Source organism: Paenibacillus sp. MT124, from assembly GCF_058792755.1.
The window spans coordinates 383,439-406,318 of record NZ_CM179500.1; the positions used below are offsets into that span (position 1 = coordinate 383,439).

The following is a 22,880-nucleotide window of genomic DNA, read 5'->3' on the forward strand; positions in this document are numbered from 1 at the left end:
AGATCGCCAAGGAGGCAGGTATTCCCGAAAGGAATATCTGCCTCTTTTTTTGATATGTTACCCTGTTACAGCGTATTGGTTTACTCTTGCTGCTGCAATTGATCCTTGAAGCCGCCTTTGTAGGTGGTCGTTGGTGCTTTGACTTTGTCGATTAACAGAATGCCATCATATTGTTCAGTCGGAATGAAGTTCATCGTCATCGGATGAATGACTTCATCCACCATGCCATCCTCTGCTGCAAAGACCGAGCGGGACAACCAGGCTGCAGCACCTGTAGCGTCTTTGGCTTCGGAGAGATCAATGTATGTATTACGGTAGCCGGATTTCATTAAGGTATACTCCAGACTGCCGCGAGGCATCGGAGAGATATCAAACGTTTGGCCTGTGGAAATCTCGCTCGCTTGTCCTTCATTCATATAAAGCCCGATCACATACATGTCATCCTGCAGCTTCTCATGCATCATTTCGCCCATGCTTTTGAAGCTGGATTGCCACAATCCGGAGTTCCCGTTACTTTCTCCGATTGGGGGATTAAGAATGGTCGATGTGCTCTTGGCGAGATGGTCATTGTGAGCCCAAAGAATGAATTTTTTACCTGGATACATGACGTCCATCAGCCACTCCAGATTATCGGCCATGGCACGGTCGCGGAATTCGTAACTCTCCCGAGTGTCGTAGGCAGCCATCTCGATAAATTTGCTCCGGTCCTTCAGCACACGGATCATCATGTCAGCCAGTTTCGGGTTGTCCGGGAATGACTTCACGAGCTCCTGCTTATGCTCGGTGATCCATTGAACCAATTCCTCGTACTGCGGGGCATATGCATCCTTCACTTGATGGATGGCCGCCTTGAATTCGGGATTGTTGTCGCTGTCGATACCATATTTGTTGAGGACGGCATACAAATCCGTGATGCCCTGCATCTCAAACGCATAGAACTGCTTGCCTCTGGCAGGATCCAGACTGCCAATCCAGTCACTGATAAATTGGGTTAAGTACCCGGTTGTAAACTGCATATCATATCCTGCCAGAATCAGTGGATGATCCGTCGTGCTCTGCTCCTGAATGTATTCGTAGAGGCCAAGTGTCTCCTGCGAGTGCCAGATCGGAAAAATGGACAGCTCCATCATCTGGGCAGGCGTCAGATTTGCTCCTTGTTCATAGGCAACGGCTGCATCCCCCATGCCGGATTCGAAGGCTATGACATCATAGCCGAGTTCTTCATGCAAAAATTTGATCATGCGCGTTTTGATGGCACTGTATTCAGCAACCCGGTGAAAGTTCTCTCCCAGGCTAACTACTTTCTTGTCCTGCAGCAATGGCTTCAGAAAGGCAAGGTCACTGTAGTTGTCCGAGGTCAGGGATGTGATCTCATGGGCATGCTCCTGCACCCATTGCTCCTTAGCTATAGGTGAGGCTCCTGCCGAAGCGGAGCCAGCAATCATGGCAACAGCCATGCCGAGTACGGCTGTTTTTTGAATAAAACGATGTTTCAGGTTCATGATATATATCCTCCATATGAATGTTGTGTTGAATCCATAACGCAAGGATACTGGTTAATTCTAAAGAAAGTATAACGCGGATCTTAGAATGTAATGCATTTCTGATTCAGCAGCTTTATGAATTCATCCAATGCGGTACTGACATACCGTCCCTCCCCGCGTACAAAGGTAGTTGTGGTATGGGTAAACTGCTCAGCTAGATCATGTACAGTGTACGCATCCGGTTTCTTATGGATCACGCTGCAGGGCATAATCGTGTATGCAATGCCGGATTCTACACAGCTGAGCAAGTTCTCCATCGTACTGACTTCAATCATATTGCGGGCAGATAACCCTTCTTCCTCTAAGAACATTTCCGTAATTTCACGGTAGGGGCAGCCCTGAGGGAACACTACCCAAGAGACCTGGCACAGGCTCTCAATGGGTGTCTCCGTTCGTTTAGAAATAATGTGCACAGTGTCTTGCATTTCATATTCCACTCTTAACCCTTCTTTAACACAGGCACCACTGATAAACGCGCCATCAATTTCATTCGTCTGTATTTTGTGGCGAAGCACTTTTGGAGCGGTGGCGTTCACTAGCGAGATGGATACCTTTGGATGTGCAATTTGGTATTCGTTCAGAATTTCCATGAAGCGGCTTGAAGCAGCCGTCTCCACGATACCGATTTTTAATGTACCGGATGGTTCCCCAATATCCTTCATATCCTCTTCCAGGTCGTGCAGCAGATTGTGAATACGTTCAGCATATTTAATAAACTGTTCTCCTTTGGCTGTGGGCACCACACCCTTGTGGAATCGGTTGAATAGTTGTACCTCATACTCTTGCTCCAGCTTTTTGATGCGTGTAGTGACATTAGACTGGGCATAGTTCAGTTCTTTGGCGGCTTGCGAGATTTTACCTGACCGTCCGACGGCTAGAATGATATCGATATCGGATAATTCCATGGGTTTTCCTCCTGATTGTGGAATCTCTTCAAATATAAATAAATGGACATGAGATATCTCTCGTAGTGATACTTCTATATATTTTAATCATTTTACGATATGTCTGAGCCGGCCTACAATATCCTTAATCACGATGAGAGAAGGGATGGCATGAATAATCTTTTTAATTTACTCAATCCGGTTAAGATCAATCAGTGGGAGCTAAGAAATCGTATTGTGATGGCGCCGTTAACAAGAGGATTTGCGAATGATGCGGATGGTACGGTGACAGAGGAGATGGTGGCCTATTATGAGCAACGTGCACGAGATGGTGCAGGTCTGATTATTACGGAAGGGATTAACCCCAGTCTGGCTGGAAAAGGAACGTATGGCATACCCGGTTTGTATACGGAAGAGCAAGCGATCTCATGGCAAAAGGTAACTGAGGCCGTTCACAGACAGGGCGGGACGGTCATTGCCCAACTCTGGCATGTCGGTAGATTGTCCCACTCTGACCTCATTGGAAGAACACCGCAGGCGCCTTCAAGTATTCAGGCTGAGGGGAAGGTGCATAAGTTGCACAAGCCATATCAGATTCCTGAAACGATGCGCACACAGGATATTCAGAGTACAATTCATCATTTTCAGATCGCTGCCCGTCATGCAGTGTTGGCCGGATTCGATGGAATTGAGCTGCATGCAGCTCATGGGTATTTAATTGATCAGTTCATCAATGAGAAAACGAATCAAAGAACGGACGAATATGGAGGAGGGATTCAGGGGAGATTACGTTTTTTGAGAGAAATCATCCTGGCAGTAGAAAAAGAAATCAGCGTGGATCGCATATCAATCCGATTTTCCGAGAAGAAGGATGATGACCCTTCCTATGTATGGACAGATAAGGCTGGCATGATTAATGCTTATCTTAACCTGTTCCGTGAGACCGGTATTACGATTCTTCATCCTTCAACAGATCAATATACAAGAGTCTGGGCGGGAGAGAAGACCTTTCATGAGATGATCAGGGAACAGTGGGAGCACACCATTATTGGAGTGGGAGATCTCGATATTCACATGGCAGAAGAAGGTCTGAATGATGGAGTCATTAATCTTGCTGCCTTCGGTCGGCCTTATATTGCTAATCCCGATCTTGTGCACAGATTGCGCACAGGTGAGCCGTTAGTCGAGTACGATGTGACCAAGCATTTGCCTATTTTGGTCTGAAAAAAAAGGGGGCAGCTCTAATCCGGAGATTAGGCTGCCCTCTTTCCTGTTGTCACGGGATGCAGTTATGAGTTGCTGACAATGCCGGGTTTCTTTTCAGTGAAATAGTAACCGAGGGCCAGCAGCGGCATGATCAGGCCGATCAGTGTCGTCAGACTCCAGCCACCTGATGCGTAAGACCAGCTTCCAATAGAGGAACCAATGGCACCTCCAATAAAGAAGATCGACATGAAGATTCCGTTCACCCGCCCTCTCGCTTCACCAGCAAGGGAGTAGATGACGCGCTGTCCCAGAACGAGATTGCCCGAGACTGCCATGTCGAGCGTAATGGCAACAATGACCAGCAGAACCAGCTCAGCAGTCGAATGTCCCTGAAACACGTACGCAAGGCCGAAGGATAAAACAGCAATCACCATGGCGAGACCGGTCAATATCCGGGTCAAGCCTTTGTCTGCCCATCTGCCCGCGATAGGAGCCGCAATGGCCCCGCCCACCCCGGCTAGGGCAAACCAGGCAATGCCTTGCTGGGTCATGCCAAAATCATTCGCCAGCCGCAGGGGTACAGTGGTCCAGAAGAGACTGAAGGCACCAAACAAGCTGGCCTGATACAGCGCCCGGCGGCGCAGCATGGGCAGAGTTTTAAACAGGGTACCCAGTGAAACAATGAGCTGACCATATTTCATTGCAGGCTGAGGCTTGCGTACAGGAAGAGCGCGTGATAATAGCAGAGCGAGCAGTGTAATAACGATAGCGGAGAAGATAAAGACAGCCTGCCAACCAAAAGCATCCGTAATGAAGCTTGCCACCGGGCGAGCCAGCATGATGCCAAGAAGAAGGCCGCTCATGACATTGCCTACGACCTGCCCGCGCTGTTCTTCCGAAGTAAGGTAAGTCGCGTAGGGTACGAGAATCTGGGCAACCACAGAACCTACACCGATAACCAGAGAGGATGTTAGAAATAATACAGCATGAGTGGAGAGCGCTGCTGCAGCCAAGGCAACGACCAGTAATACCAGAAAGGAAGTTACGAGCCGCCGATTCTCCATAATGTCACTGAGCGGTACGATAAACAGCAGTCCGATGACATATCCAATTTGTGTTAACGTTACGATTAATCCTGCGGCAGCTGACGACAATCCTGTCGAATCACTGATCGGCCCGATTACGGTCTGTGCGTAGTACAGATTAGCCACAATGAGTCCGCATGCCGCAGCCAAAAGGAAAACCAGCCAACGGGGAACCTGTCTTGCTTGCACATCGTTTTTCATGTTCATGATTATCATCCTCCACATGGTATTAAATGACTACTCAGTATGAGCCAATACAGCTGGAATCATCATTTTCTAAACAGTTCGTTCACTAATTACAAACATATAATAAACTAAACGTTTAGTATTGTAAATAGGCATGAAGGAATTATTTGAGATAATCAGCATTGTCGAAGGGTCAAATTGTTTATATGGAGGGCAATTTAGTATAATGAACGTATCGTTTTTAAGAAAATAGAAATGAAATGTATGGTTAGAAACAAGGAGGGGTTGGTTTAAATGACAGCCAAAAGAGGGCGTCCCCGCAACATGGAAACCCAGAATGCCATTCTGGCAGCTGCCTATGAGTTATTGCTGGATCACGGCTTTGCCGCGATTACGGTTGAAAAGATAGCTGAGCGAGCGCAAGTGAGCAAAGCAACCATATATAAATGGTGGCCCAATAAAGGGGCTGTCATCATGGATGGATACATGTCGGCCATGACAGCAAGATTACCTGTCCCGGATACAGGGTCGGTATTTGAGGATGTACGTATTCATGCGAGTAATATGATTCAGTTTTTGACCAGCCAGGACGGAAAGGCCATTACAGAGATTATCGGAGAAGGGCAGTCAGATCCAGGTCTTGCGGTAGAATACCGGACCAGATATATTCAGCCTCGTCGGCGTGAAGCTTGGGGAATTATTGAAAAGGGAGTAACGCGGGGCGAATTAAAGAGTGACCTGGATATCGGTTTGTGTATCGACATGATCTATGGGCCGGTGTTCTATCGCATGTTAGTGACGGGGGAGCCAATGGATCCTGAGTTTGTACAGCGACTATTGAATTCACTATTTGCAGGGATGAAGTCCGATTAAGCGGAGAGAAAGAGCGGAACCGAAGGGGAGCAGGGCGATTCTCATGAATCACCCTGTATGAAGGCGTATCTGGCGAGGCTGCGTCATACCTGAAACAGGGGAGAGATGGCCGAGGGCCAAGAAGCAGAAGGGCCGGAGGCAGAGGAAGGAGATTGCTGACTTAAAACGGGGGGATCGTTCCATACCACACTCGGCAATTCTCGTCGCAATAGAGGTGCTACGTCTTGGGCAAAGCGCTCCACTTGCTCCAGCTGCTCACTATGACTGAGTCCATCCACACTAATGCTCAGTACCTGATGTCCAAACGCGGCATGGTAATTCATGATTTTTTCAATGACCTGTTCCGGACTACCAATAAGTACGGGGCCACGTGCAATGTTATCTTCCAGATCTGTGAAGGATGACTGGTTATGCTGTGCGGCGGCGGTAGCATGAAAAGCATTATAGTAAGGTGTGTAGCGACGAATCGCCTCCTCACGAGTATCTGCAAGATACAGGCTGCCTGCTCCCGATCCGATCACCGCGCGGCTTGCATCATGACCATAATAATCGAGGCGTTCAAGGTAATGGTCAATCAATGCTTTGTATTTAGCCTGGGGATGAAAAGAATTCGAAGTGAAGAGCGGCTCGCCATATTTCGCTGCCAGTTCAGTAGAGAGTGTACTCGACGCGCTGCCATGCCAGATTGGTATGGATTGCTGAAGTGGTCTCGGCCAAGTGGTAACCTCATGAAGGGGAGGCCGATACGTGCCCTGCCAGGATACGTTCTCCTCCGTCCACAGGCGCTTCAGCAATTCATAACGTTCAGCAAGGGAAACCCACTGTTCCTCTTCACGAATGCCAAACAGCGGATAGTGCCGGGGGTCATTGCCTTTCCCGATGATCATCTCTAGCCGTCCACCAGATAACTGATCCAGCGTTGCATAATCCTCTGCAACCCGCACCGGATCCAGTACGCTTAGAACAGTGACTGTGGTAAGCAACCGGATACGTGAGGTAGCTGCAGCTATAGCAGTCAATACAACTGGAGGTGAAGAGGACAGAAATGGTGCCCCGTGCCGCTCACCAATCCCGTACGCATCGAAACCCAAACGCTCGGCCAGTCTGGCTTGCTCCAGAATGTTGTGGAATTTCTGCTGTGTCGTGAGTGCTTCGCCAGTGACCGCATTAGTCAGGTTCATCATGAGGCTAAACAAGGCAAATTTCATCTGAACTTCTCCTTGAACTGGATTGGCCAGTCTGTGTTGTTTAATCCTATGGAAATAGTAGGATATTATGAATTGAACTTACTGTAACATGTCCGTTTCGATTCTTCTAATGGATTTTTTCTATAAGACGAAATATATTCAATATAAATGTCTAAATGTGCAGGAAATTGCCACGATTTTTATTGACCGCTGTAAAATTTAGGATTAAAATTGTACTTATCATAGAAATTCAAATTTCTGGATTTTCATTGTGGAGGTGGGAGACATGGAACCTACAACTACGATACGCTCAAATATTGAGGATTACATCAGGAAACAGGGGTATACCCTTCAATACTTTGCTGATATATCGGGGGTTAACGCCGGAACGTTAAGTGCAATTATCAAAGGTACACGGCCGATCGCCATGGCTCAATTGGACCTCATCACCCAGGGCATGAAGCTGGAAGAGGGACACTTCTACGAAATATATGGTGCTGAATGTTTTGTGGAGTCCGCACCGCACTGGAGAAGGCTGGAGCCGTTCCTGCAACGCTGCGCTGAGTTGGATAAGCTGGACTGCATACAGAGGGTAATTCAGCAAGTGACGGATGACCGCTCCTATGTGTCTGAATTGTTCGAACTTGCGGAATATATGCTCGAACGTGATCAGAAGAAGGCTGCGCGAATGCTGTACGAATGTGTCGCCGAGTGTGAGAAGTACCAGCACTCCGAACGTCTTGCACTATGCCATTATCGCATCTTCACCTTGTCTCTGGGCCAGGACCAGCATGAGAATCTCAGGGCCGCAGTTCACTTCGAGCCGTATATTAACCGGCTGGATGAAGAGCGACAGCTGGACGCAATCAGGGAATTGGCTAATACATATAGTGGATTGCGCCACTGGGATAAGGTATTTCAATTAGCTGTTGAACTAGAGCAGCGAGTTGGATTTTTGGAACAATATCAAACGAAGAAAAAAGGTTTAGATAACCATAGAGTTTCCAAGCACCCTCTATTCACCTATAGATCTTATGCGCACTTATTGATGTCTAATGTGTGGGGCGAGCGGGGAAATTACGAAAAGGCTTTGAATCTTACAACGCTGTACTCCAATGTTGTTGTTGATGACCCTACAGCAGAGGATCTAATATTTATTAAAAGATTTAAGGATTGGGCGGAAGTTAATTCCTACCTTTATAAACTGATGTTGGGTGATTACGAAGCCTTAAATTCCTATTTGGATTTTATCGATGAAGACGAAAATGAAACACTTCTTGGGTTGGTTAAGGTTATGGAAGCTGCAAATCTATACAATTTGAATGTAGACCACGCCCTCAGGAGGTTTGATCTATATATTCATCTTTTATATGAGGAAGGCAATCACGAAACGAGCTATGTTGTTCAAGTCAAAGATGATAGGTACACCAAGTTTTGGGCAGAATTAGCGTTTTATCAGCTATCTAAGGAAAGATATGAAGAAGGATTTAGGAGTCTAATGACTTGTTTGGCATCAGCTCACAAAATCAAAGATGACTCTACAATCATTTACTGTGTAGGTTTATTCGAAGAATACAGGCATCAAGCGACTGAATCTGTGAAGCTAAATTATTCAAATCTTATCAAGGAGGTTTATGGTCGATATGCTAAAAAAAGCCACGTTAGTATTAATGCTGTTTAGTTCAATCCTTTTGATTACGGGTATGATTAACCCTATGGATTCCATGAGAAGTTCTGTATCCAGTCACGGTACAGGTGGATATTAAAAAGCCTTTGGTTCGTGTATAGATGTTGTTAAAATGTGGACGAGCGTTCTTTCCGAATTTAGGAAATGGACGCTCTTTTGTGAATGTATTCTAATATGAATCAATATAGGAATTGAGAGATGTTAATAGTTATCTTCCGGTAAGAGCCCGTTAATAGAAATCCATAAGTGAAAATAATCGTTTAATTCTATACAAGATGTAGAATGTGAATGCGGTTAAACACCTGAAGTTGGTTAGTCTTTAGTCTATATCTTGAATTGTTGCAAAATGCTTGGTAATGAATGAATACCCTCTGCAAATAAACTTTTTGATTTGCAAAGGAATAAAATATGAATTTTTTGGCAAACTATCCTAAAATGGTCTATAAAGAAGGGGGTGCATGCTATGAAAGGACCAAGTCAGGTTGTAGACCAGATTGAACGGAACAGGCAAGAATTAAGTCGTTTGGCGGAGCATCATGGCATGCAAGACAACAAAGTCCTTCAACAATCCATGGTACTGGACGAACTGATCAATGAATATAACCGTTTCAAATATAGAAAACAACAATATATGAACAGACAGCCGATTGCATAATGCAGTCGGTTTTTTAGTCTGAAAAAAGACGAAGGGCTATACCATCCACTGGACATTTAATGGAAACTGACTGCCCGTCTTATTGAGTGGATTCATTCAAAGAAATAGTCGACTGTAGAGCAATACAGTCGGCTTTTTTTTGTTTTCTTTGTAGTGAGGATTTCATCTTGAAATTCCATACCAATCCCGATGTTGGCAGGATAGTCAGCCATCGTTGAAACTGGATATGATAAACGCCAATTATATCTGGCAATTTCGAAGATGATTCTCAAATGACAGGAGTGGGAGGGATCCGTGAATGGTCAAAGTACAAGGTTGTTTAAAAAGAAACTTGAACCTGCGCACCAAGCTGCTGGTATTGTTTTTGGTTCTCACTTTGCTTCCGCTGAGTTTGCAGGGGTTGGTCAACTATTACCATTTCTCACAGACAATTGACCGCAAAACGGAGCAGTTCACCATTGATATCATCCGCCAGATTAACACGAATCTGAATCGGCTGTTAAAGGACTTCGAGCGTATATCGCTCCTGCCGCTCTATGATCAGACCGTGCTGGGTATTCTGGGGAAATACAACGCGCCAATGGGAACAGCCACCTGGGCAAGATCCGACGATTACTTGAAGATGAAGCTCTATACTTCGGGTCAAGCCTATGATCGCCCGGAGATTCGCGGCATCCACCTGATCTCGAACAGTGGCATCCTGTTCTCCAATCTGGATTCCTTGGCAGTGAAGCCGGTATGGGACAGTAGGCAGGATGAATGGTTTGCAGAACTTGGAGGCTCAGAGGGGGAATGGCGACTGCTCCCTCCGCATCATCCAAGTTATTACACAGGCAAGAATGAAGAAGCCTATATCTCCGTTGCCCGAGAGATTCGTGATCCAGGCACCCTCAAACGGCTTGGATATATTCTGATTGATATCCGGCTGGATGCCTTCCGCCAGCTGTTATCCAATCTGAATTTTGAGGAAAATGCGAGTCTCATGATTGTCGACAGCAAGCAGCGTCTTGTGTTTGAGCGAACTTCACTTGGTGGACGATCCGCGTACAATCAACTGTTACAGCATGAGCAGCTTCAAGGTTATGCCGGAAATCAAAAGGTGGTACTGGACAGGAGCCCCTATCTGTATGTACGGCATCACTCGAATTATTCCGGGCTATCGGTCATTAGTCTTACACCCATTTCTGTCATTCAAAAGGAATCAGGTGAAATGCTTACGTTCACGTTTGGGTTTGCTGTTCTGTGCATGGCGGGTGTAGCCATTCTGGCGGCTCTTATATCCTATCGTGTAACAAGGCCTTTAATCAGCCTGAAGCAAAATATGATTCGCGTGGAGCAGGGTGACTTTACCCAGCGTGTGGCAAGCTTCGGCAGTGATGAATTCGGTCAGATCAGCCGGGGGTTTAACCGGATGATGGATGAGATTCACCGCTTGTTTAACGAAGTGTTCCTACTCGGTATTCGAGAGCGGGAAGCAGAGCTGTCAGCGCTGCAAAGTCAGATCCATCCTCATTTTATATACAATACGCTGGAGTCCATTAATATGATGGCCATCCGCAGGAAGCATACAGAAGTGTCCAACATGGTGACGGCGCTGGGCAAGCTGCTGCGATACACAATTGATAAGGTGGATCGGATCGTACTCCTTCAGGAGGAGTTGGCTTTTGTAGAATCTTATGTACGCATTCAACAGGTGCGTTATAACGGAAGACTGCAGGTGATTTTTGAAGTTGAAGAAGAGGTTCAGGACTGTTTGATTCCCAAGCTGATTTTGCAGCCGCTCGTGGAAAACGCAGTATACCATGGATTGGAAGGGCAGGAGGACGGGGGAATGATTTGGATATCGGCCTTGAAGTTCGATCAAGAGTTACTGCTTACCGTTCGCGATAATGGTAAAGGTCTACGCCAAGAAGAGATTGACGATTGGAACGAGTCATTCTCCCAGCTTCCCTCAAGTGAATTCCTGCGCTGTAACGCTGATGGTCAATTAGGGCTTACCAATATAGCACAGCGACTCCACCTTATTTATGGTCAAGGCGCCAGTCTGACCGTTGACGGAAGCCCCGGGCAGGGACTAGCCGCCACGATTACTATACCGCTGCAGGGGAAAGGGGATAACGTGCATGTATAAAGTTTTGCTTGTGGAAGATGAGAGGGTCATCCTCGAAGGGCTGCGGGAGTTAATTATTCGGACAGCTCCCGAGTTTCGCGTTATGGGTGAAGCTTCTGGAGGAAGAGAGGCTCTTGAATTTTTGAGAAGTGATGTGCCTGATGTGCTGATTACAGATATTCGCATGCGGGAAATGGATGGATTGACTCTGATATCCAAAGCAAGGGAAATGTATCCCGAACTGCTGATGATCATCATTAGCGGCTATGGCGAGTTTGAGTATGCACGCAGAGCAATGGAGTATGGTGTACAGAACTACCTGCTGAAGCCGGTGGAACTCCAAGAGTGGGTGACCGCCATTCAGAAAATTCAGCTGCTGCTGGACCGGAGATACGGCGTTTCGTCAAGCCAAACCCTGGATACAACGGGGGAACCCGAGTGCAGCAGTGGAGATACGCGAAAGATCATTCGGGATGTAAAGGAATATATTAGGCTTCACCCTGATGGAGATCTGCGTCTGCAGACCATAGCGGCACTTGTCCATCTGAACCCGACCTATCTAAGCCAGCTCTTCAAAAATGAAACGGGGACAACCTATTCGGAATACATCGCTGAGGCGCGCATGGAGCGGGCCAAATGGCTATTGGTTAACACCCAACTGAAAATCTATGATGTAGCGAGGTTGTCCGGTCATCAGAGTCCCAAACACTTCATGCTGGTATTCAAACAGCAGGTGGGCTGGACGGCAGGGGAATATCGGAACCGATTCGGTACGGATGAGCAGCTGTAGCACACTTGACCTTCATCTAAATCCTTGAAAAACCGTACCATTTCTATAGCTGGCGTGATTTATGAACCATTGATTCCTTCGCTATACTTTGGTTGCACGTGAACATCACTAAGCCACGAGGGGGATTTCCATGAAAAAAGCAGGACTGATGTTTATGCTCGTATTCATCATTGTTGCATTAATTGGCTGTGCAGGCTCCAATTCCGGAAGTGATCCTGAAAATGCATCCGCAGGAGATGAAGAGATTGAACTGAAGTTCATGATGTGGGGAAATCAGGCGCACATGGACGTGTATAACAAGTTGATTGATAGCTTCACACAGGAAAATCCGGGCATCAAGGTGACAATGGAGTCCGTACCCTTTGCAGAATATCAGCAAAAAATCTCTGTGCTTGCAGCCGGCGGCTCGCTACCGGATATCGCCTGGGTCTCCGAGCGGATGATTCCGCAATTCAAATCCAATCACATTCTGGCAGACGTATCCGAATTCAAGGATGATGCAGAGTTCAAATTGGATGACTATATTCCAAGTACGCTGGATCTGTTTCGGGATGGTGATCAACTGCTTGGCTTGCCGTTCTCAACCCCTCCAGTCGTCATGTTCTACAACAAATCGCTATTCGACAAGGCTGGACTTACAGACCCCAACACGCTCGCCGCTCAAGGGCAATGGACGTGGGAACGATTTGAAGAGACAGCGAAGACGATTGCCAGCAAGGATGCGACAAACCGAATCTACGGTGCCAACTTTTTTCGCGATTGGAAGACTTGGGCTGTTCTTTCCTCCTATTCCTGGTCCAATGGCAGCGGGCCATTCAACGAGGCCATGACAGAGTTCACCTGGAATGATCCTTATGGTGTGCAAACCTTGGAATTGCTTGAACGGATGATGTTTACCGATGAGTCCCACCCGAAGGCGGGTGAGCAGGTGAGCTTCGATGCCGGGAATGTGGGTATGTTCTTCGACAACTACAGCTATGTGTCCAAAGCAAGAGAGATTATGGACTTCGAATGGAGTATTGCCCCGATGCCTTCAGGATCTCAGGGCAGTGTGCCCATGCTGGGTCAGGCTGGATATGCCATGTTTAATGACAGCAAACATCCCGAAGAAGCAAAGAAACTGCTGAAGTTTTTTGCTAGTGAGCAGGGAATTCAGGCCACGGCAACTTATTTTGTCCCTCCGCGGACCTCTGTACTGAATTCGGATGTTTTCATTAATCAGCCGAATAATCCTAGCAAGGAACATATTGTTCAGTCAGTGATTGATGAAATGCCTAAAGCACGCTTGATACCGGGCCATATTCGCTGGCAGGATATCGACAATGCAGTGCTGCAGGGTTTTGATCGATTATTCGCCCGCTCAGCCACACCTCAGGATAATCTGAAGCAGATGCAGGAAGAGATTCAATGGCTGCTGCAATAATAAATAACAGCATATCGACAGGAGGCAGGGGTATGGGGAAATTGGAGGAAGCGCTGAATGGACAACACATGCTGCTTGTGGTCAGCCTGCCCGCTAATGATGCAGTACTGGCCCGGGCAGCAATTGAAGAAGGGGCTGACGCGCTAAAAGTACATTACAATGTCGGACACCGCGCCAGTGGAAATCATTTTGGTCCGCTGGATGAATACATTGAAAACTTCCGTGAAATCCGATCCCAATTTAACGGTCCGCTTGGAGTGGTCCCGTCGGGTACCCTTGATGGGACGCAACAGGAAGATGTGGCGAGGCTTTCCGGATTGGGTTTTGATTTCTATTCCATATATGCTCACCATTTACCATCCTTCATGCTGGGTGAGCTCGGTCTGGATAAAACATTCGCCATCAATGAACACGACGACCCTTCCCTGGTTAAGGAGGCAAAGCATTATGGTTTTACCGCGCTGGAGGCATCGATTGTCCCTGGAGAAGAGTATGGGACATCGCTAAGCTTCTCAGATGTCCTCCGGTATCGCCGGTTAGTTATGCAAGCAGAGCTTCCGGTGTTGGTCCCTTCCCAGAGGAGACTGGTGCAGGAAGATGTGCAAGTGCTGCACGATACCGGGGTTAAGGCGATTATGATCGGAGCAGTCGTAACAGGTAAAACGGAGGAACAGCTGCGAAAAGCCGTAACCGGGTTTCGCAATGCCATGGACAAACTGAAGTAGAAGGAAGACGGATGAGAAGAGGAGGGCCAGAGTTGACCCATTCACGCAAGCGTTCAGGAAGAGGACCGCTCGCAAGAGAGGCCCAGATTGCAGGATGGCTTTTCGTATCTCCGATGGTTCTTGGTTTTACTCTGCTGCTGCTCTTTCCAATGGGCCTCGCATTATACATGAGTTTGACCGATTGGCCATTGCTTGGAGATCATCACTTTATTGGGCTGGATAACTACCGCGAGATCATGATAGACAAGATGTTCTGGACAGTACTGGGAAACACGGTATATTTCACAGCCGGACTTGTTCCGCTGAATATTGTGCTGGCGCTGCTACTCGCTTTGCTGTTATCCAAAAGTTTGCGTGGGATCGGAATATTCCGTACAGCCATCTTTGTTCCGGTCATGACTTCACTTATTGTGTGGGCAATTGTATGGAAGCTTATGTATGCGACAGAGTCGGGATTGATTAATCAGCTTCTGTTGATGATGGGCATCAAAGGACCAGCCTGGCTCTACAATCAGGATTTGGCGATGCCTGCGGTAATTGTCACCAGTGTACTGAAAAATGTTGGCCTTAATATGGTACTATTCATAGCCGCAATTCAGCAGGTACCGAGATCACTGTACGAAGCAGCCAAACTGGACGGTGCAGGCAGGCAGAAGACTTTTTTTCACGTGACGCTTCCCATGATTACGCCTACTGTTTTTTTGACCGTGGTGATGACGGTCATCGGCTCGCTCAAAGTGTTCGGACAGATTTATGTCATGACACAGGGGGGGCCGAGCAATAGCACCAAGGTGCTGGTCTACTATATATGGGAAAAAGCGTTCAAGCTGTTTCAGTTTGGCTATGCGTCCGCACTGGCATACGTGCTCTTTGCTATCGTACTGATCCTGACGCTGCTGCAATGGCAGCTTCGAAAGAGGTGGGTATTCAATGAAGGCGATGCCTAAGCCGTCTGTTCGTACAGCAGGGGGTGCAATCGGTACGTATTTGTTGCTGACCCTGATTTCGCTGATTATGATTGTACCGTTTATCTGGATGATATCCACGTCTTTCAAGGAGCCCCAGAGCATATTCACGTATCCACCGCAGTGGTTACCGGAAACGTTCCGATTTCAGAATTATGTCGATGTTTTTCGATTGATTCCGTTTCATCGGTTCTATTTGAATAGTGTGTATATTGCTGTTGTGGTCGTACTGGGTACGGTGTTCTTTGCTTCCCTTGCCGGATATGCATTTGCAAAAATACCATTCAAGGGCCGCAATGTGGTATTTCTCACCCTCCTGAGTGCCATGATGATTCCCCACGAGGTGACGGCAATTCCGATGTTCCTGTTCATGCGGCAGCTGGGCTGGATTGATACACATCTTCCGCTGATTTTGCTTCCGATCTTTGGGGCAGGCGGTGTATTCGGCATCTTTGTCATGCGGCAGTTCTTCATCACGGTCCCTACCGAGCTGGAGGAAGCAGCGATGATTGATGGCTGCAACAGGTTCCGGATATATGCGCGGATTATGCTGCCCATTGCCAAACCCGGCATGGCGACGCTGACGATCTTCACCTTTGTGACCATCTGGAATGAGTTTTTTGATCCACTGATTTTCATTAACTCGCGCGAGCTGATGACATTACCGCTAGGGCTGTCCCTGTTCACGGATGAAGTGGGTACGGCCTGGCAATATCTGATGAGCGCCACAGTTATGGCAACCGTACCACTGCTGATTGTCTTTTTCATGGCTCAACGGCGATTCATTGAGGGTGTTGCGATGACAGGACTGAAAGAATAGTCGGCTAATCAATGAAAGGAGGAGTGAAAAATGAGTGAACGGATGAGCATGAAGACAGAACAAGCCGATGTTGTTATTGTAGGGGGTGGCCCTGCGGGCATAGCGGCGGCCATTGCTGCCGGACGACAGGGCGTTCGTACTTTGCTGGTTGAGCGATATGGGTTCGTTGGCGGCATGTCGACTGCCGCCATGGTTTATCCTTGGATGACTTTTCACACGGAGAGCGGTGAACAGGTGATCAGGGGCATTGCTCAGGAGATCGTTGACCGACTGAAAGCGCGAGGGGGCTCTCCAGGGCATCTCCGGGATACAGTTGGTTTCGTGCATACCGTTACACCATACCATCCGGCCATTTATCAAGTGATAGCGGCCGATATGCTGCAGGAGGCAGGTGTTCGGCTGCTGTTGCACAGCTTCGTAGATGAAGTGATTGTTCAGGATAATCGGGTAGAGGCGGTTCGATTGACAAACAAGTCGGGCCGATTGGAGCTTAAGGCCAAGATATTTGTCGATACCAGTGGGGATGCGGATGCAGCTTATCTTGCCGGTGCTGCTGTCGCGAAGGGACGGGATGGAGATCATCAGTCCCAGCCCATGACCATGAAATTTCGGATGCGCGGCGTAAACCTTGAGCGTGTTAAACAGTATATTCTGGAGCATCCGGAAGATTTCTATGCCAAGACACCTTTCACAGAGCTGGATCGTATTCCGCTCACCGGGGTGAGTGGTTTTTATTCGCAATGGCAGAAGTCGGGCATTCCGATTAACCGCGATCAGGTGTTGTTTTTTACCGGGCCGGCTGAAGATGAAGTGCTGATTAACTGTACCCGGGTCCAGGGACTGGATGCTACCAATGCAGAGGATCTCACCACTGCTGAGCAGGAAGGCAGAAGGCAGGTACTCATGATTGCCGAATTCCTGCAGCGCGATGTACCTGGATTCGAGCGGGCTTCGATTTCTGCAGTTGCTCCCCAGATTGGCATACGTGAATCCAGACGGATTATTGGACATTATTCTTTGACGAGGGAAGACGTAGTTACGGGGCGAAAGTTTGACGATGTCATTGCCCGAAGTGGTTATCCCATTGATATACATGATCCTTCAGGTCAAGGCGTAGTGGCGGCTTTTATTAAAGGAGATGGGGCATACGACATTCCATATCGCTGCCTGATCTCCAGCAATATCCGAAACCTGCTGGCAGCAGGACGCTGCATCTCCACCACACATGAGGCCCATGCTACAACCAGGTTGACTCCCAGCTGCATGGCTACGGGGGAGGCTGCCGGAACATCCGCTGCATTGGCAGTGCAGCTGCAGCTTGATCCGCTGTCACTCCCGGTTGCGTTGCTGCAGAAAGAATTACGGCAAAATGGAGTGGCAATATGAAATATGCAAATAATAAAGAGTCCAGTTAGACACAGATATGTGTTTAGCTGGACTCTTATGTGCATACACAATGCCTCTCGATAGTTCTAACCGAATCAATTCATTCTTGCCTCAAGGCGCCGGGCCACGATGGAAAGGGCGTAGTTGATGACAAAATACAGTACCGCTGCGAGCAGAAGCGCCGGGATAACGTAATCGAAGCTCTGACCGCCCAGGATCTGCACGTTGTGCATCAGCTCCGGCAAGGAGATGATAATGGCCAGGGACGTATCCTTCAGCAGGGAGATGAACTGACTGACCATCGGCGGCGACATGCGGCGCAGTGCCTGAGGCATAATGATGCTGCCCAGGGTCTGCATATAGCTGAGACCGGAGGAACGGGCAGCTTCCACCTGTCCGCGTTCAACCGATTTGAGACCGCTACGAACGATTTCGGCGATCATGGCGCCTTCGAATAGGCTAAGCCCAACGACGGTGGACCAGAAGACGGACATCTTAATCCCCAGCTGGGGCAGGACAATATGAATGAAGAAGATGATCAGCAGCAGCGGCAGGTTTCGAATCGTATCCACAATAACGGCGATAATCTGTGACAGGACCGGAATACGGGTATACCGGATGGTACCCAGCACGGTGCCGAGAACAAAGCTGAAGACGATTGACAGTCCTGCCACCTGCAGGGTAATCAAGAATCCATGCAGCAGGAAACGAAGGTTGGGCCAGGCATAAGCCCCGCTAAAGTCCATTGTAAATCGACCTCCTTCTGTGAGTGGAGCTTAGGCTGAGTAGTGGTATGGCTAAATCACATGGTAACCTGACCAGCCGGCTTGTTTTTCTTCGGCTTGCCCTTGCGGCCTCGTGCTTCGGCGTCGCTCTGTCCAAACCTGCGCTCCATATAATGAACCAGAAAACTGAGCGGCAGCGTTAGTACGAGGTAGAAGAGTGCAACAATGGTATACACGCTCAGCGGCTGGAACGTATCCGAATTGACCAGATCGGCAAAATACATCAGGTCCATGCCGGCAACAACGGCAAGAATGGAGGAGTTTTTGACCAGGTTGATAAATTGATTGCCGATGGATGGAAGCACGATCTTGATTGCCTGCGGCAAAATGATCAGGTTCATGGCCTGTACGTAGGACAAACCTGAAGATCTAGCGGCCTCCAGCTGTCCCCGGGGGACGGTCTGAATGCCTGCCCGGATGGCTTCTGCAATAAAAGCTGCCGTGTAGATGGTAAGACCTAGCGTACCGGAGACAAACCCGTCCAGTGAAATGCCAAGGGAGGGCAGTCCAAGGTAAAAGAAGAACACGACCAGCAGAAGCGGAATATTTCGAATGAATTCCACAAAAGCCGTACCGATCCAATTGAGCGGCTTGATGGGGGATATCCGGAAGATTGCCATGATTGCTCCAAGGATAAAACTGCCGATCAAAGCCATGATGCTTACTTGGATCGTATTGAGGAATCCCTCCAGGAAACGATCGGAATGCTTGAACAATACATCAAAATCCAATTTGCCCATGTAGGCGAAGCCTCCGTTCTCCAGATGTGAAGCGGCGACTCATGCTGTACGGGTGATTTAGTCCCTACAGATGAAAACCGCCGCTCGTTCATCGTTAATCGAGGTTACTCGGGCTTGGTGCCCAGCCATTTTTCATGTAACGTATCGTATTCACCACTGTCTTTCATGCTCTTGAGCAGGCTGTTTACTTCTTCTACAAAAGCAGTGTCGCCTTTGCGGATGGCCATTCCATATGGCTCGCTTGTGAAGTTGCCACCAACCAGCTTGTAGTTGTTGTCCGTTTGCTGCATGCCGATCAGGATGATATTATCCGTCGTCAGTGCCTCACCTTTGCCCGCTTTGAGGGCAGTGAAGGCATCCTGATAGTTGTCGAATTCCAGTACTTCGGCATCTGGAGCTTTTTCACGAATATTCTGCGCAGAGGTTGAACCTTTAACTGCGAGCACCTTCACGCCTCCAAGGCTCTCCAGTCCGGTGATGGAACTATCATTTTTTACAAGAAGAGACTGCCCTGCCTCGAAGTAAACGTCACTGAAATCCACCTGCTCCTTCCGCTCGTCCGTGATCGTCATGGTAGCGATGATGATATCGATGTCACCGTTCTGGAGCATGGGAATCCGGGTTTTGGATGTGACCTCTTTCAGCTCAACCTTGGTCTCGTCCCCAAGGATCTGTTTGGCAAGTGCCTTGGCGATATCGATATCGAATCCTTCGACCTCACCGCTTGCCGGGTCCTTCAAGCCAAAGAGCTTCGTATCATATTTGACCCCGGCAATCAGCTTGCCGCGCTCCTTAATCTGTTCAATGGTTCCTTTGGCTGCAGTATTCTCATCACCGCCACCACCACCGCTGCTGTTGGTAGCTTCTTCTCCCGTACTACAGCCGGCCAATGCCAGCGAGAGAACCAAAACAAGGACGAACGACGGCCACTTCAGCAAATTCTTCATGAGTAAAGACCCCTTTCAAAATGGAATATTCTATAATTCTCAATGATGAATTAGACGACTTAGGAACTGCTGTGCCCGCTCTTCCCGCGGGTTATCGAAAAATGCTGTGGCAGAAGCCTCTTCCACGATCCGGCCTTCGTCCATGAAGATGACACGGTCTGCCACTTCACGGGCAAAGCCCATTTCATGGGTAACGACAACCATGGTCATGCCGTTATGGGCGAGAGAGCGCATGACATCCAGTACTTCCCCGATCATTTCGGGGTCGAGCGCAGAGGTGGGCTCGTCAAAGAGCATGATTTTGGGCTCCATGGCGAGTCCCCGCGCAATAGCGACCCGCTGCTGCTGTCCACCCGACAACTGGGAGGGATAGCTGTCAGCCTTGTCGGCAATGCCAACACGGGTTAAATATTTCATTGCCGTAGCAGCTGCCTCAGCTTTGGGCTGTTTGCGTACCTTTACTGGGGCAAGTGTAATGTTATCGATGACTTTTTTGTGCGGATAGAGATTGAAGTGTTGAAATACCATGCCAATGTCGCGACGGAAGAGGTTGATGTCCACCTTTTTCTGATGTAAAGGGACACCGCTGACGACGAGTTCGCCTTCCGTAATGGTCTCCAGACGGTTGATGCAGCGGAGCAGTGTACTTTTGCCGGAGCCGGAAGGGCCAATAATGACAACGACCTCTCCTTCTTCAATGTGGAGATGAATATCTTTGAGGACATGAAAATGACCAAAGTGCTTCTGCACACCCCTAAATTCAATCAAGAGTAACCCATCCTTTCTGCAACGTTGGTTTGAAAAAGGAATAATAAGGAATAAATTGAAACTAGTTATTTAATCATACATAGTCATCCTTCTTCTGGCAATTGGTTTGTAATAAAACATGACATAAGTATGAGGTTTAATAGGGCTGTAGGCCAAAAACACGTTATATATCTGTTAAGTTGGTGAGTTGTTTGTGACGAATCCTGACAGAAAAATGAATCGAATCTCCTAGAGTTTTTACAACCTTTGGAATAGATGTATAGAGTATACTGGTGTTGATACCTATCCTATGTCCAGGGTAACGGAACAAATAACCTCAAATTCTAACGCTACATGGCAAAAAAACACAACCTTGGTCCAGATCCCGTTGATATGATGGGTGATAATACTCATTCCTGAAAGCTATGCTATATCGATCACAGTCCAATCCCAATACAGAGAAGAGAGGATGTTCTGAACGATGAATACATACTACTCCCCATTAAGTGCAAGAGAAGGTATCCAAGCGAATACGAAAGCCTATGAGGCTGCTCTACCTGACATTCCCGCTCGGGATTTCTGCATCACGGACTACGGAGCAAAAGGAGACGGCGTAACGGACAATACGGAGGTATTCAGGCTTGCTATAGCGGCGTGTGCTGAAGCAGGTGGCGGACGAATCGTTATTCCGGCAGGAGTCTGGCTGACAGGTCCGATTGTGCTTCGCAGTCGCATTGAGCTGCACACAGAGGCGGGAGCTTTGGTTACGTTCAGTCGCGAGTTTGATCATTATCCTCTGATTGCTTCGAGCTTCGAGGGGTGGCAGGTGGTGAGATGTCAATCTCCAATTGACGGAGAATCATTAGAGGATATCGCGATTACAGGTGAGGGAATATGGGATGGCAGCGGAGAAGCGTGGCGTCCAGTCAAACGGTCCAAGATGACCGCTTCACAATGGAGTCGATTGGTTGCTTCCGGTGGTGTTGTAGAGCATTCGGGTGAATATGAAGAAATCTGGTGGCCTTCGGCCTCGGCCCTCGAAGGTGGCGCCATCGCCAACCGGCTTCATATGGAGCAGGAGCGTGAATTGTCCGCTTATGAGGATGCCAGAGACTTTTTACGTCCGAACATGGTCAGTTTGCGTCGCTGCAAGCGGGTGCTGCTGGATGGTCCAACATTCCAGAACTCACCTGCATGGAACCTGCATCCTTGGGCATCGGAGCATGTTACCATACGTAACGTGAGTGTACGAAACCCGTGGTTTTCTCAGAATGGCGATGGGCTGGATATTGAATCATGCCGTCATGTTGTCGTGGAGCACAGTGTGTTCGATGTGGGGGATGATGCCATCTGCCTGAAATCCGGTAAGGACGCGGAAGGCCGAGAGCTCGGTTTGCCATCTGAATATATTACAATTCGGGACTGTACCGTATATCATGGTCATGGCGGATTCGTTATTGGCAGTGAGATGTCAGGTGGTGTACGGCATGTGCGGGTATCGGATTGTACGTTTATTGGGACGGATATTGGACTAAGGTTCAAAAGCGCCCGCGGGCGCGGTGGAGTCGTTGAAGATATTGAAATTCAGCGTATCTATATGAAAGATATCATCATGGAAGCCATCTCGTTTTCCTTTTTCTATGCGAATATGGAGGGATCAGCCCGCGGCAGCGATCTGTTTCAGGACATTAGTGAAGAGACCCCGGTGTTCCGCGATATTCGAATATCGGATGTTATCTGTGCAGGTGCAGAGATGGCTTTATTCGTAAGCGGGCTGCCCGAAATGCCTCTGGACGGTGTAGTGGTTGAAGGATATGACGTCACTGCTCGGAACGGTATACATTGTGCTCACGCGAAGCATTTGAGAATTGCCAATCTGAGAGCCCGGATTTCCGAAGGATCATTGATCCATTTACACCAGTGCAAGGGAGCTGAAATAGAGGGAATTCAGGGAAAAGGGCCTGACGGCCGGCTTCTGATTGTAACAGGACACGAGTCTGCCGGAATTGTGTGCCGGGAGGACGATGCAGATGAGGAAGGACGCCAGATTTCCATGGGTCCTGAGGTGAGAAGCGGTGTGCTCATCCGCAGATAAGAATCCTTGATACGAAAGAATAGCAAGTCGTTCGTTAATT

General features: G+C 48.2%; 20 protein-coding genes. 12 read left to right on the forward strand and 8 right to left on the reverse strand.

Annotation, left to right across the window (positions count from 1 at the left end):
• Positions 1-80: 80 nt before the first annotated feature.
• The gene (locus tag AC3RCI_RS01900) at positions 81-1,502 is read right to left on the reverse strand and encodes an erythromycin esterase family protein (protein WP_492527391.1); all 1,422 of its coding nucleotides are present in this window, start codon (positions 1,500-1,502) and stop codon (positions 81-83) included.
• Positions 1,503-1,585: 83 nt separating this feature from the next.
• A complete protein-coding gene (locus AC3RCI_RS01905; protein WP_336783829.1) occupies positions 1,586-2,449 on the reverse strand; it encodes a LysR family transcriptional regulator in 864 nt (287 codons plus the stop codon).
• A 150-nt stretch (positions 2,450-2,599) separates the two neighbouring features.
• Between AC3RCI_RS01905 and AC3RCI_RS01910 the strand changes: the two genes are divergently transcribed.
• Positions 2,600-3,652 (forward strand): oxidoreductase, encoded by a 1,053-nt coding sequence (locus tag AC3RCI_RS01910; RefSeq protein WP_336783827.1) that lies wholly within the window; start codon positions 2,600-2,602, stop codon positions 3,650-3,652.
• A 65-nt stretch (positions 3,653-3,717) separates the two neighbouring features.
• Here AC3RCI_RS01910 and AC3RCI_RS01915 read toward each other — a convergent pair whose 3' ends face one another.
• Positions 3,718-4,926 carry an MFS transporter gene (locus AC3RCI_RS01915; protein ID WP_430199212.1) on the reverse strand — a complete coding sequence of 403 codons (1,209 nt, stop codon included), beginning with the start codon at positions 4,924-4,926 and terminating at the stop codon, positions 3,718-3,720.
• Positions 4,927-5,199: 273 nt separating this feature from the next.
• Between AC3RCI_RS01915 and AC3RCI_RS01920 the strand changes: the two genes are divergently transcribed.
• A complete protein-coding gene (locus tag AC3RCI_RS01920; protein ID WP_492527392.1) occupies positions 5,200-5,778 on the forward strand; it encodes a TetR/AcrR family transcriptional regulator in 579 nt (192 codons plus the stop codon).
• A gap of 83 nt (positions 5,779-5,861) precedes the next feature.
• On the opposite strand, the gene AC3RCI_RS01925 is transcribed toward AC3RCI_RS01920, so the two are convergent.
• The gene (locus AC3RCI_RS01925) at positions 5,862-6,986 is read right to left on the reverse strand and encodes an LLM class flavin-dependent oxidoreductase (RefSeq protein ID WP_492527393.1); all 1,125 of its coding nucleotides are present in this window, start codon (positions 6,984-6,986) and stop codon (positions 5,862-5,864) included.
• Between the two features lie 265 nt (positions 6,987-7,251).
• Here AC3RCI_RS01925 and AC3RCI_RS01930 point away from each other — a divergent pair, with 265 nt between their 5' ends.
• The 9 genes from AC3RCI_RS01930 to AC3RCI_RS01970 all read left to right on the forward strand — a co-directional run bounded on the left by AC3RCI_RS01930 (position 7,252) and on the right by AC3RCI_RS01970 (position 17,526).
• A complete protein-coding gene (locus tag AC3RCI_RS01930) occupies positions 7,252-8,646 on the forward strand; it encodes a hypothetical protein (RefSeq protein ID WP_492527394.1) in 1,395 nt (464 codons plus the stop codon).
• A gap of 469 nt (positions 8,647-9,115) precedes the next feature.
• Positions 9,116-9,307 carry an aspartyl-phosphate phosphatase Spo0E family protein gene (locus AC3RCI_RS01935; protein WP_127539102.1) on the forward strand — a complete coding sequence of 64 codons (192 nt, stop codon included), beginning with the start codon at positions 9,116-9,118 and terminating at the stop codon, positions 9,305-9,307.
• A gap of 298 nt (positions 9,308-9,605) precedes the next feature.
• On the forward strand, positions 9,606-11,438 hold the full coding sequence (locus tag AC3RCI_RS01940; RefSeq protein ID WP_492527395.1) for a cache domain-containing sensor histidine kinase: 1,833 nt from the start codon (positions 9,606-9,608) through the stop codon (positions 11,436-11,438).
• Positions 11,431-12,207: a response regulator transcription factor gene (locus tag AC3RCI_RS01945; RefSeq protein ID WP_127539104.1), complete on the forward strand. Its 777-nt coding sequence runs from the start codon at positions 11,431-11,433 to the stop codon at positions 12,205-12,207. Before AC3RCI_RS01940 ends, AC3RCI_RS01945 begins: the two co-directional genes overlap by 8 nt.
• Before the next feature lie 130 nt (positions 12,208-12,337).
• Positions 12,338-13,630 carry an ABC transporter substrate-binding protein gene (locus AC3RCI_RS01950; RefSeq protein WP_492527396.1) on the forward strand — a complete coding sequence of 431 codons (1,293 nt, stop codon included), beginning with the start codon at positions 12,338-12,340 and terminating at the stop codon, positions 13,628-13,630.
• 32 nt (positions 13,631-13,662) lie between these two features.
• Complete coding sequence (locus tag AC3RCI_RS01955) at positions 13,663-14,355, forward strand: beta/alpha barrel domain-containing protein (RefSeq protein WP_336783821.1); 693 nt, start codon at positions 13,663-13,665, stop codon at positions 14,353-14,355.
• A gap of 11 nt (positions 14,356-14,366) precedes the next feature.
• Positions 14,367-15,302, forward strand: a complete 936-nt coding sequence (locus AC3RCI_RS01960; protein ID WP_492527397.1) for a carbohydrate ABC transporter permease — start codon at positions 14,367-14,369, stop codon at positions 15,300-15,302.
• Positions 15,286-16,140: a carbohydrate ABC transporter permease gene (locus AC3RCI_RS01965; protein WP_492527398.1), complete on the forward strand. Its 855-nt coding sequence runs from the start codon at positions 15,286-15,288 to the stop codon at positions 16,138-16,140. Before AC3RCI_RS01960 ends, AC3RCI_RS01965 begins: the two co-directional genes overlap by 17 nt.
• Before the next feature lie 30 nt (positions 16,141-16,170).
• Positions 16,171-17,526, forward strand: a complete 1,356-nt coding sequence (locus AC3RCI_RS01970; protein WP_492527399.1) for an FAD-dependent oxidoreductase — start codon at positions 16,171-16,173, stop codon at positions 17,524-17,526.
• A 95-nt stretch (positions 17,527-17,621) separates the two neighbouring features.
• Here AC3RCI_RS01970 and AC3RCI_RS01975 read toward each other — a convergent pair whose 3' ends face one another.
• The 4 genes from AC3RCI_RS01975 to AC3RCI_RS01990 form a co-directional block, all read right to left on the reverse strand.
• Complete coding sequence (locus tag AC3RCI_RS01975) at positions 17,622-18,272, reverse strand: amino acid ABC transporter permease (RefSeq protein ID WP_095291616.1); 651 nt, start codon at positions 18,270-18,272, stop codon at positions 17,622-17,624.
• A 56-nt stretch (positions 18,273-18,328) separates the two neighbouring features.
• Complete coding sequence (locus AC3RCI_RS01980) at positions 18,329-19,051, reverse strand: amino acid ABC transporter permease (RefSeq protein ID WP_183525781.1); 723 nt, start codon at positions 19,049-19,051, stop codon at positions 18,329-18,331.
• Positions 19,052-19,155: 104 nt separating this feature from the next.
• Complete coding sequence (locus AC3RCI_RS01985; protein ID WP_336783818.1) at positions 19,156-19,998, reverse strand: transporter substrate-binding domain-containing protein; 843 nt, start codon at positions 19,996-19,998, stop codon at positions 19,156-19,158.
• 39 nt (positions 19,999-20,037) lie between these two features.
• Positions 20,038-20,766, reverse strand: coding sequence for an amino acid ABC transporter ATP-binding protein (locus AC3RCI_RS01990; RefSeq protein WP_336783817.1), 729 nt, complete (start codon positions 20,764-20,766; stop codon positions 20,038-20,040).
• A gap of 460 nt (positions 20,767-21,226) precedes the next feature.
• On the opposite strand from AC3RCI_RS01990, the gene AC3RCI_RS01995 reads away from it, so the two are divergent.
• Positions 21,227-22,840 carry a glycoside hydrolase family 28 protein gene (locus AC3RCI_RS01995; RefSeq protein WP_492527400.1) on the forward strand — a complete coding sequence of 538 codons (1,614 nt, stop codon included), beginning with the start codon at positions 21,227-21,229 and terminating at the stop codon, positions 22,838-22,840.
• The last annotated feature ends 40 nt before the right edge of the window (positions 22,841-22,880 follow it).

Coding starts and splice junctions, on each gene's coding strand:
- AC3RCI_RS01900 (WP_492527391.1), bottom strand. CDS start 1,502: ATGAACCTGAAACATCGTTTTATTCAAAAAACAGCCGTACTCGGCATG.
- AC3RCI_RS01905 (WP_336783829.1), bottom strand. CDS start 2,449: ATGGAATTATCCGATATCGATATCATTCTAGCCGTCGGACGGTCAGGT.
- AC3RCI_RS01910 (WP_336783827.1), top strand. CDS start 2,600: ATGAATAATCTTTTTAATTTACTCAATCCGGTTAAGATCAATCAGTGG.
- AC3RCI_RS01915 (WP_430199212.1), bottom strand. CDS start 4,926: ATGAACATGAAAAACGATGTGCAAGCAAGACAGGTTCCCCGTTGGCTG.
- AC3RCI_RS01920 (WP_492527392.1), top strand. CDS start 5,200: ATGACAGCCAAAAGAGGGCGTCCCCGCAACATGGAAACCCAGAATGCC.
- AC3RCI_RS01925 (WP_492527393.1), bottom strand. CDS start 6,986: ATGAAATTTGCCTTGTTTAGCCTCATGATGAACCTGACTAATGCGGTC.
- AC3RCI_RS01930 (WP_492527394.1), top strand. CDS start 7,252: ATGGAACCTACAACTACGATACGCTCAAATATTGAGGATTACATCAGG.
- AC3RCI_RS01935 (WP_127539102.1), top strand. CDS start 9,116: ATGAAAGGACCAAGTCAGGTTGTAGACCAGATTGAACGGAACAGGCAA.
- AC3RCI_RS01940 (WP_492527395.1), top strand. CDS start 9,606: ATGGTCAAAGTACAAGGTTGTTTAAAAAGAAACTTGAACCTGCGCACC.
- AC3RCI_RS01945 (WP_127539104.1), top strand. CDS start 11,431: ATGTATAAAGTTTTGCTTGTGGAAGATGAGAGGGTCATCCTCGAAGGG.
- AC3RCI_RS01950 (WP_492527396.1), top strand. CDS start 12,338: ATGAAAAAAGCAGGACTGATGTTTATGCTCGTATTCATCATTGTTGCA.
- AC3RCI_RS01955 (WP_336783821.1), top strand. CDS start 13,663: ATGGGGAAATTGGAGGAAGCGCTGAATGGACAACACATGCTGCTTGTG.
- AC3RCI_RS01960 (WP_492527397.1), top strand. CDS start 14,367: ATGAGAAGAGGAGGGCCAGAGTTGACCCATTCACGCAAGCGTTCAGGA.
- AC3RCI_RS01965 (WP_492527398.1), top strand. CDS start 15,286: ATGAAGGCGATGCCTAAGCCGTCTGTTCGTACAGCAGGGGGTGCAATC.
- AC3RCI_RS01970 (WP_492527399.1), top strand. CDS start 16,171: ATGAGTGAACGGATGAGCATGAAGACAGAACAAGCCGATGTTGTTATT.
- AC3RCI_RS01975 (WP_095291616.1), bottom strand. CDS start 18,272: ATGGACTTTAGCGGGGCTTATGCCTGGCCCAACCTTCGTTTCCTGCTG.
- AC3RCI_RS01980 (WP_183525781.1), bottom strand. CDS start 19,051: ATGGGCAAATTGGATTTTGATGTATTGTTCAAGCATTCCGATCGTTTC.
- AC3RCI_RS01985 (WP_336783818.1), bottom strand. CDS start 19,998: ATGAAGAATTTGCTGAAGTGGCCGTCGTTCGTCCTTGTTTTGGTTCTC.
- AC3RCI_RS01995 (WP_492527400.1), top strand. CDS start 21,227: ATGAATACATACTACTCCCCATTAAGTGCAAGAGAAGGTATCCAAGCG.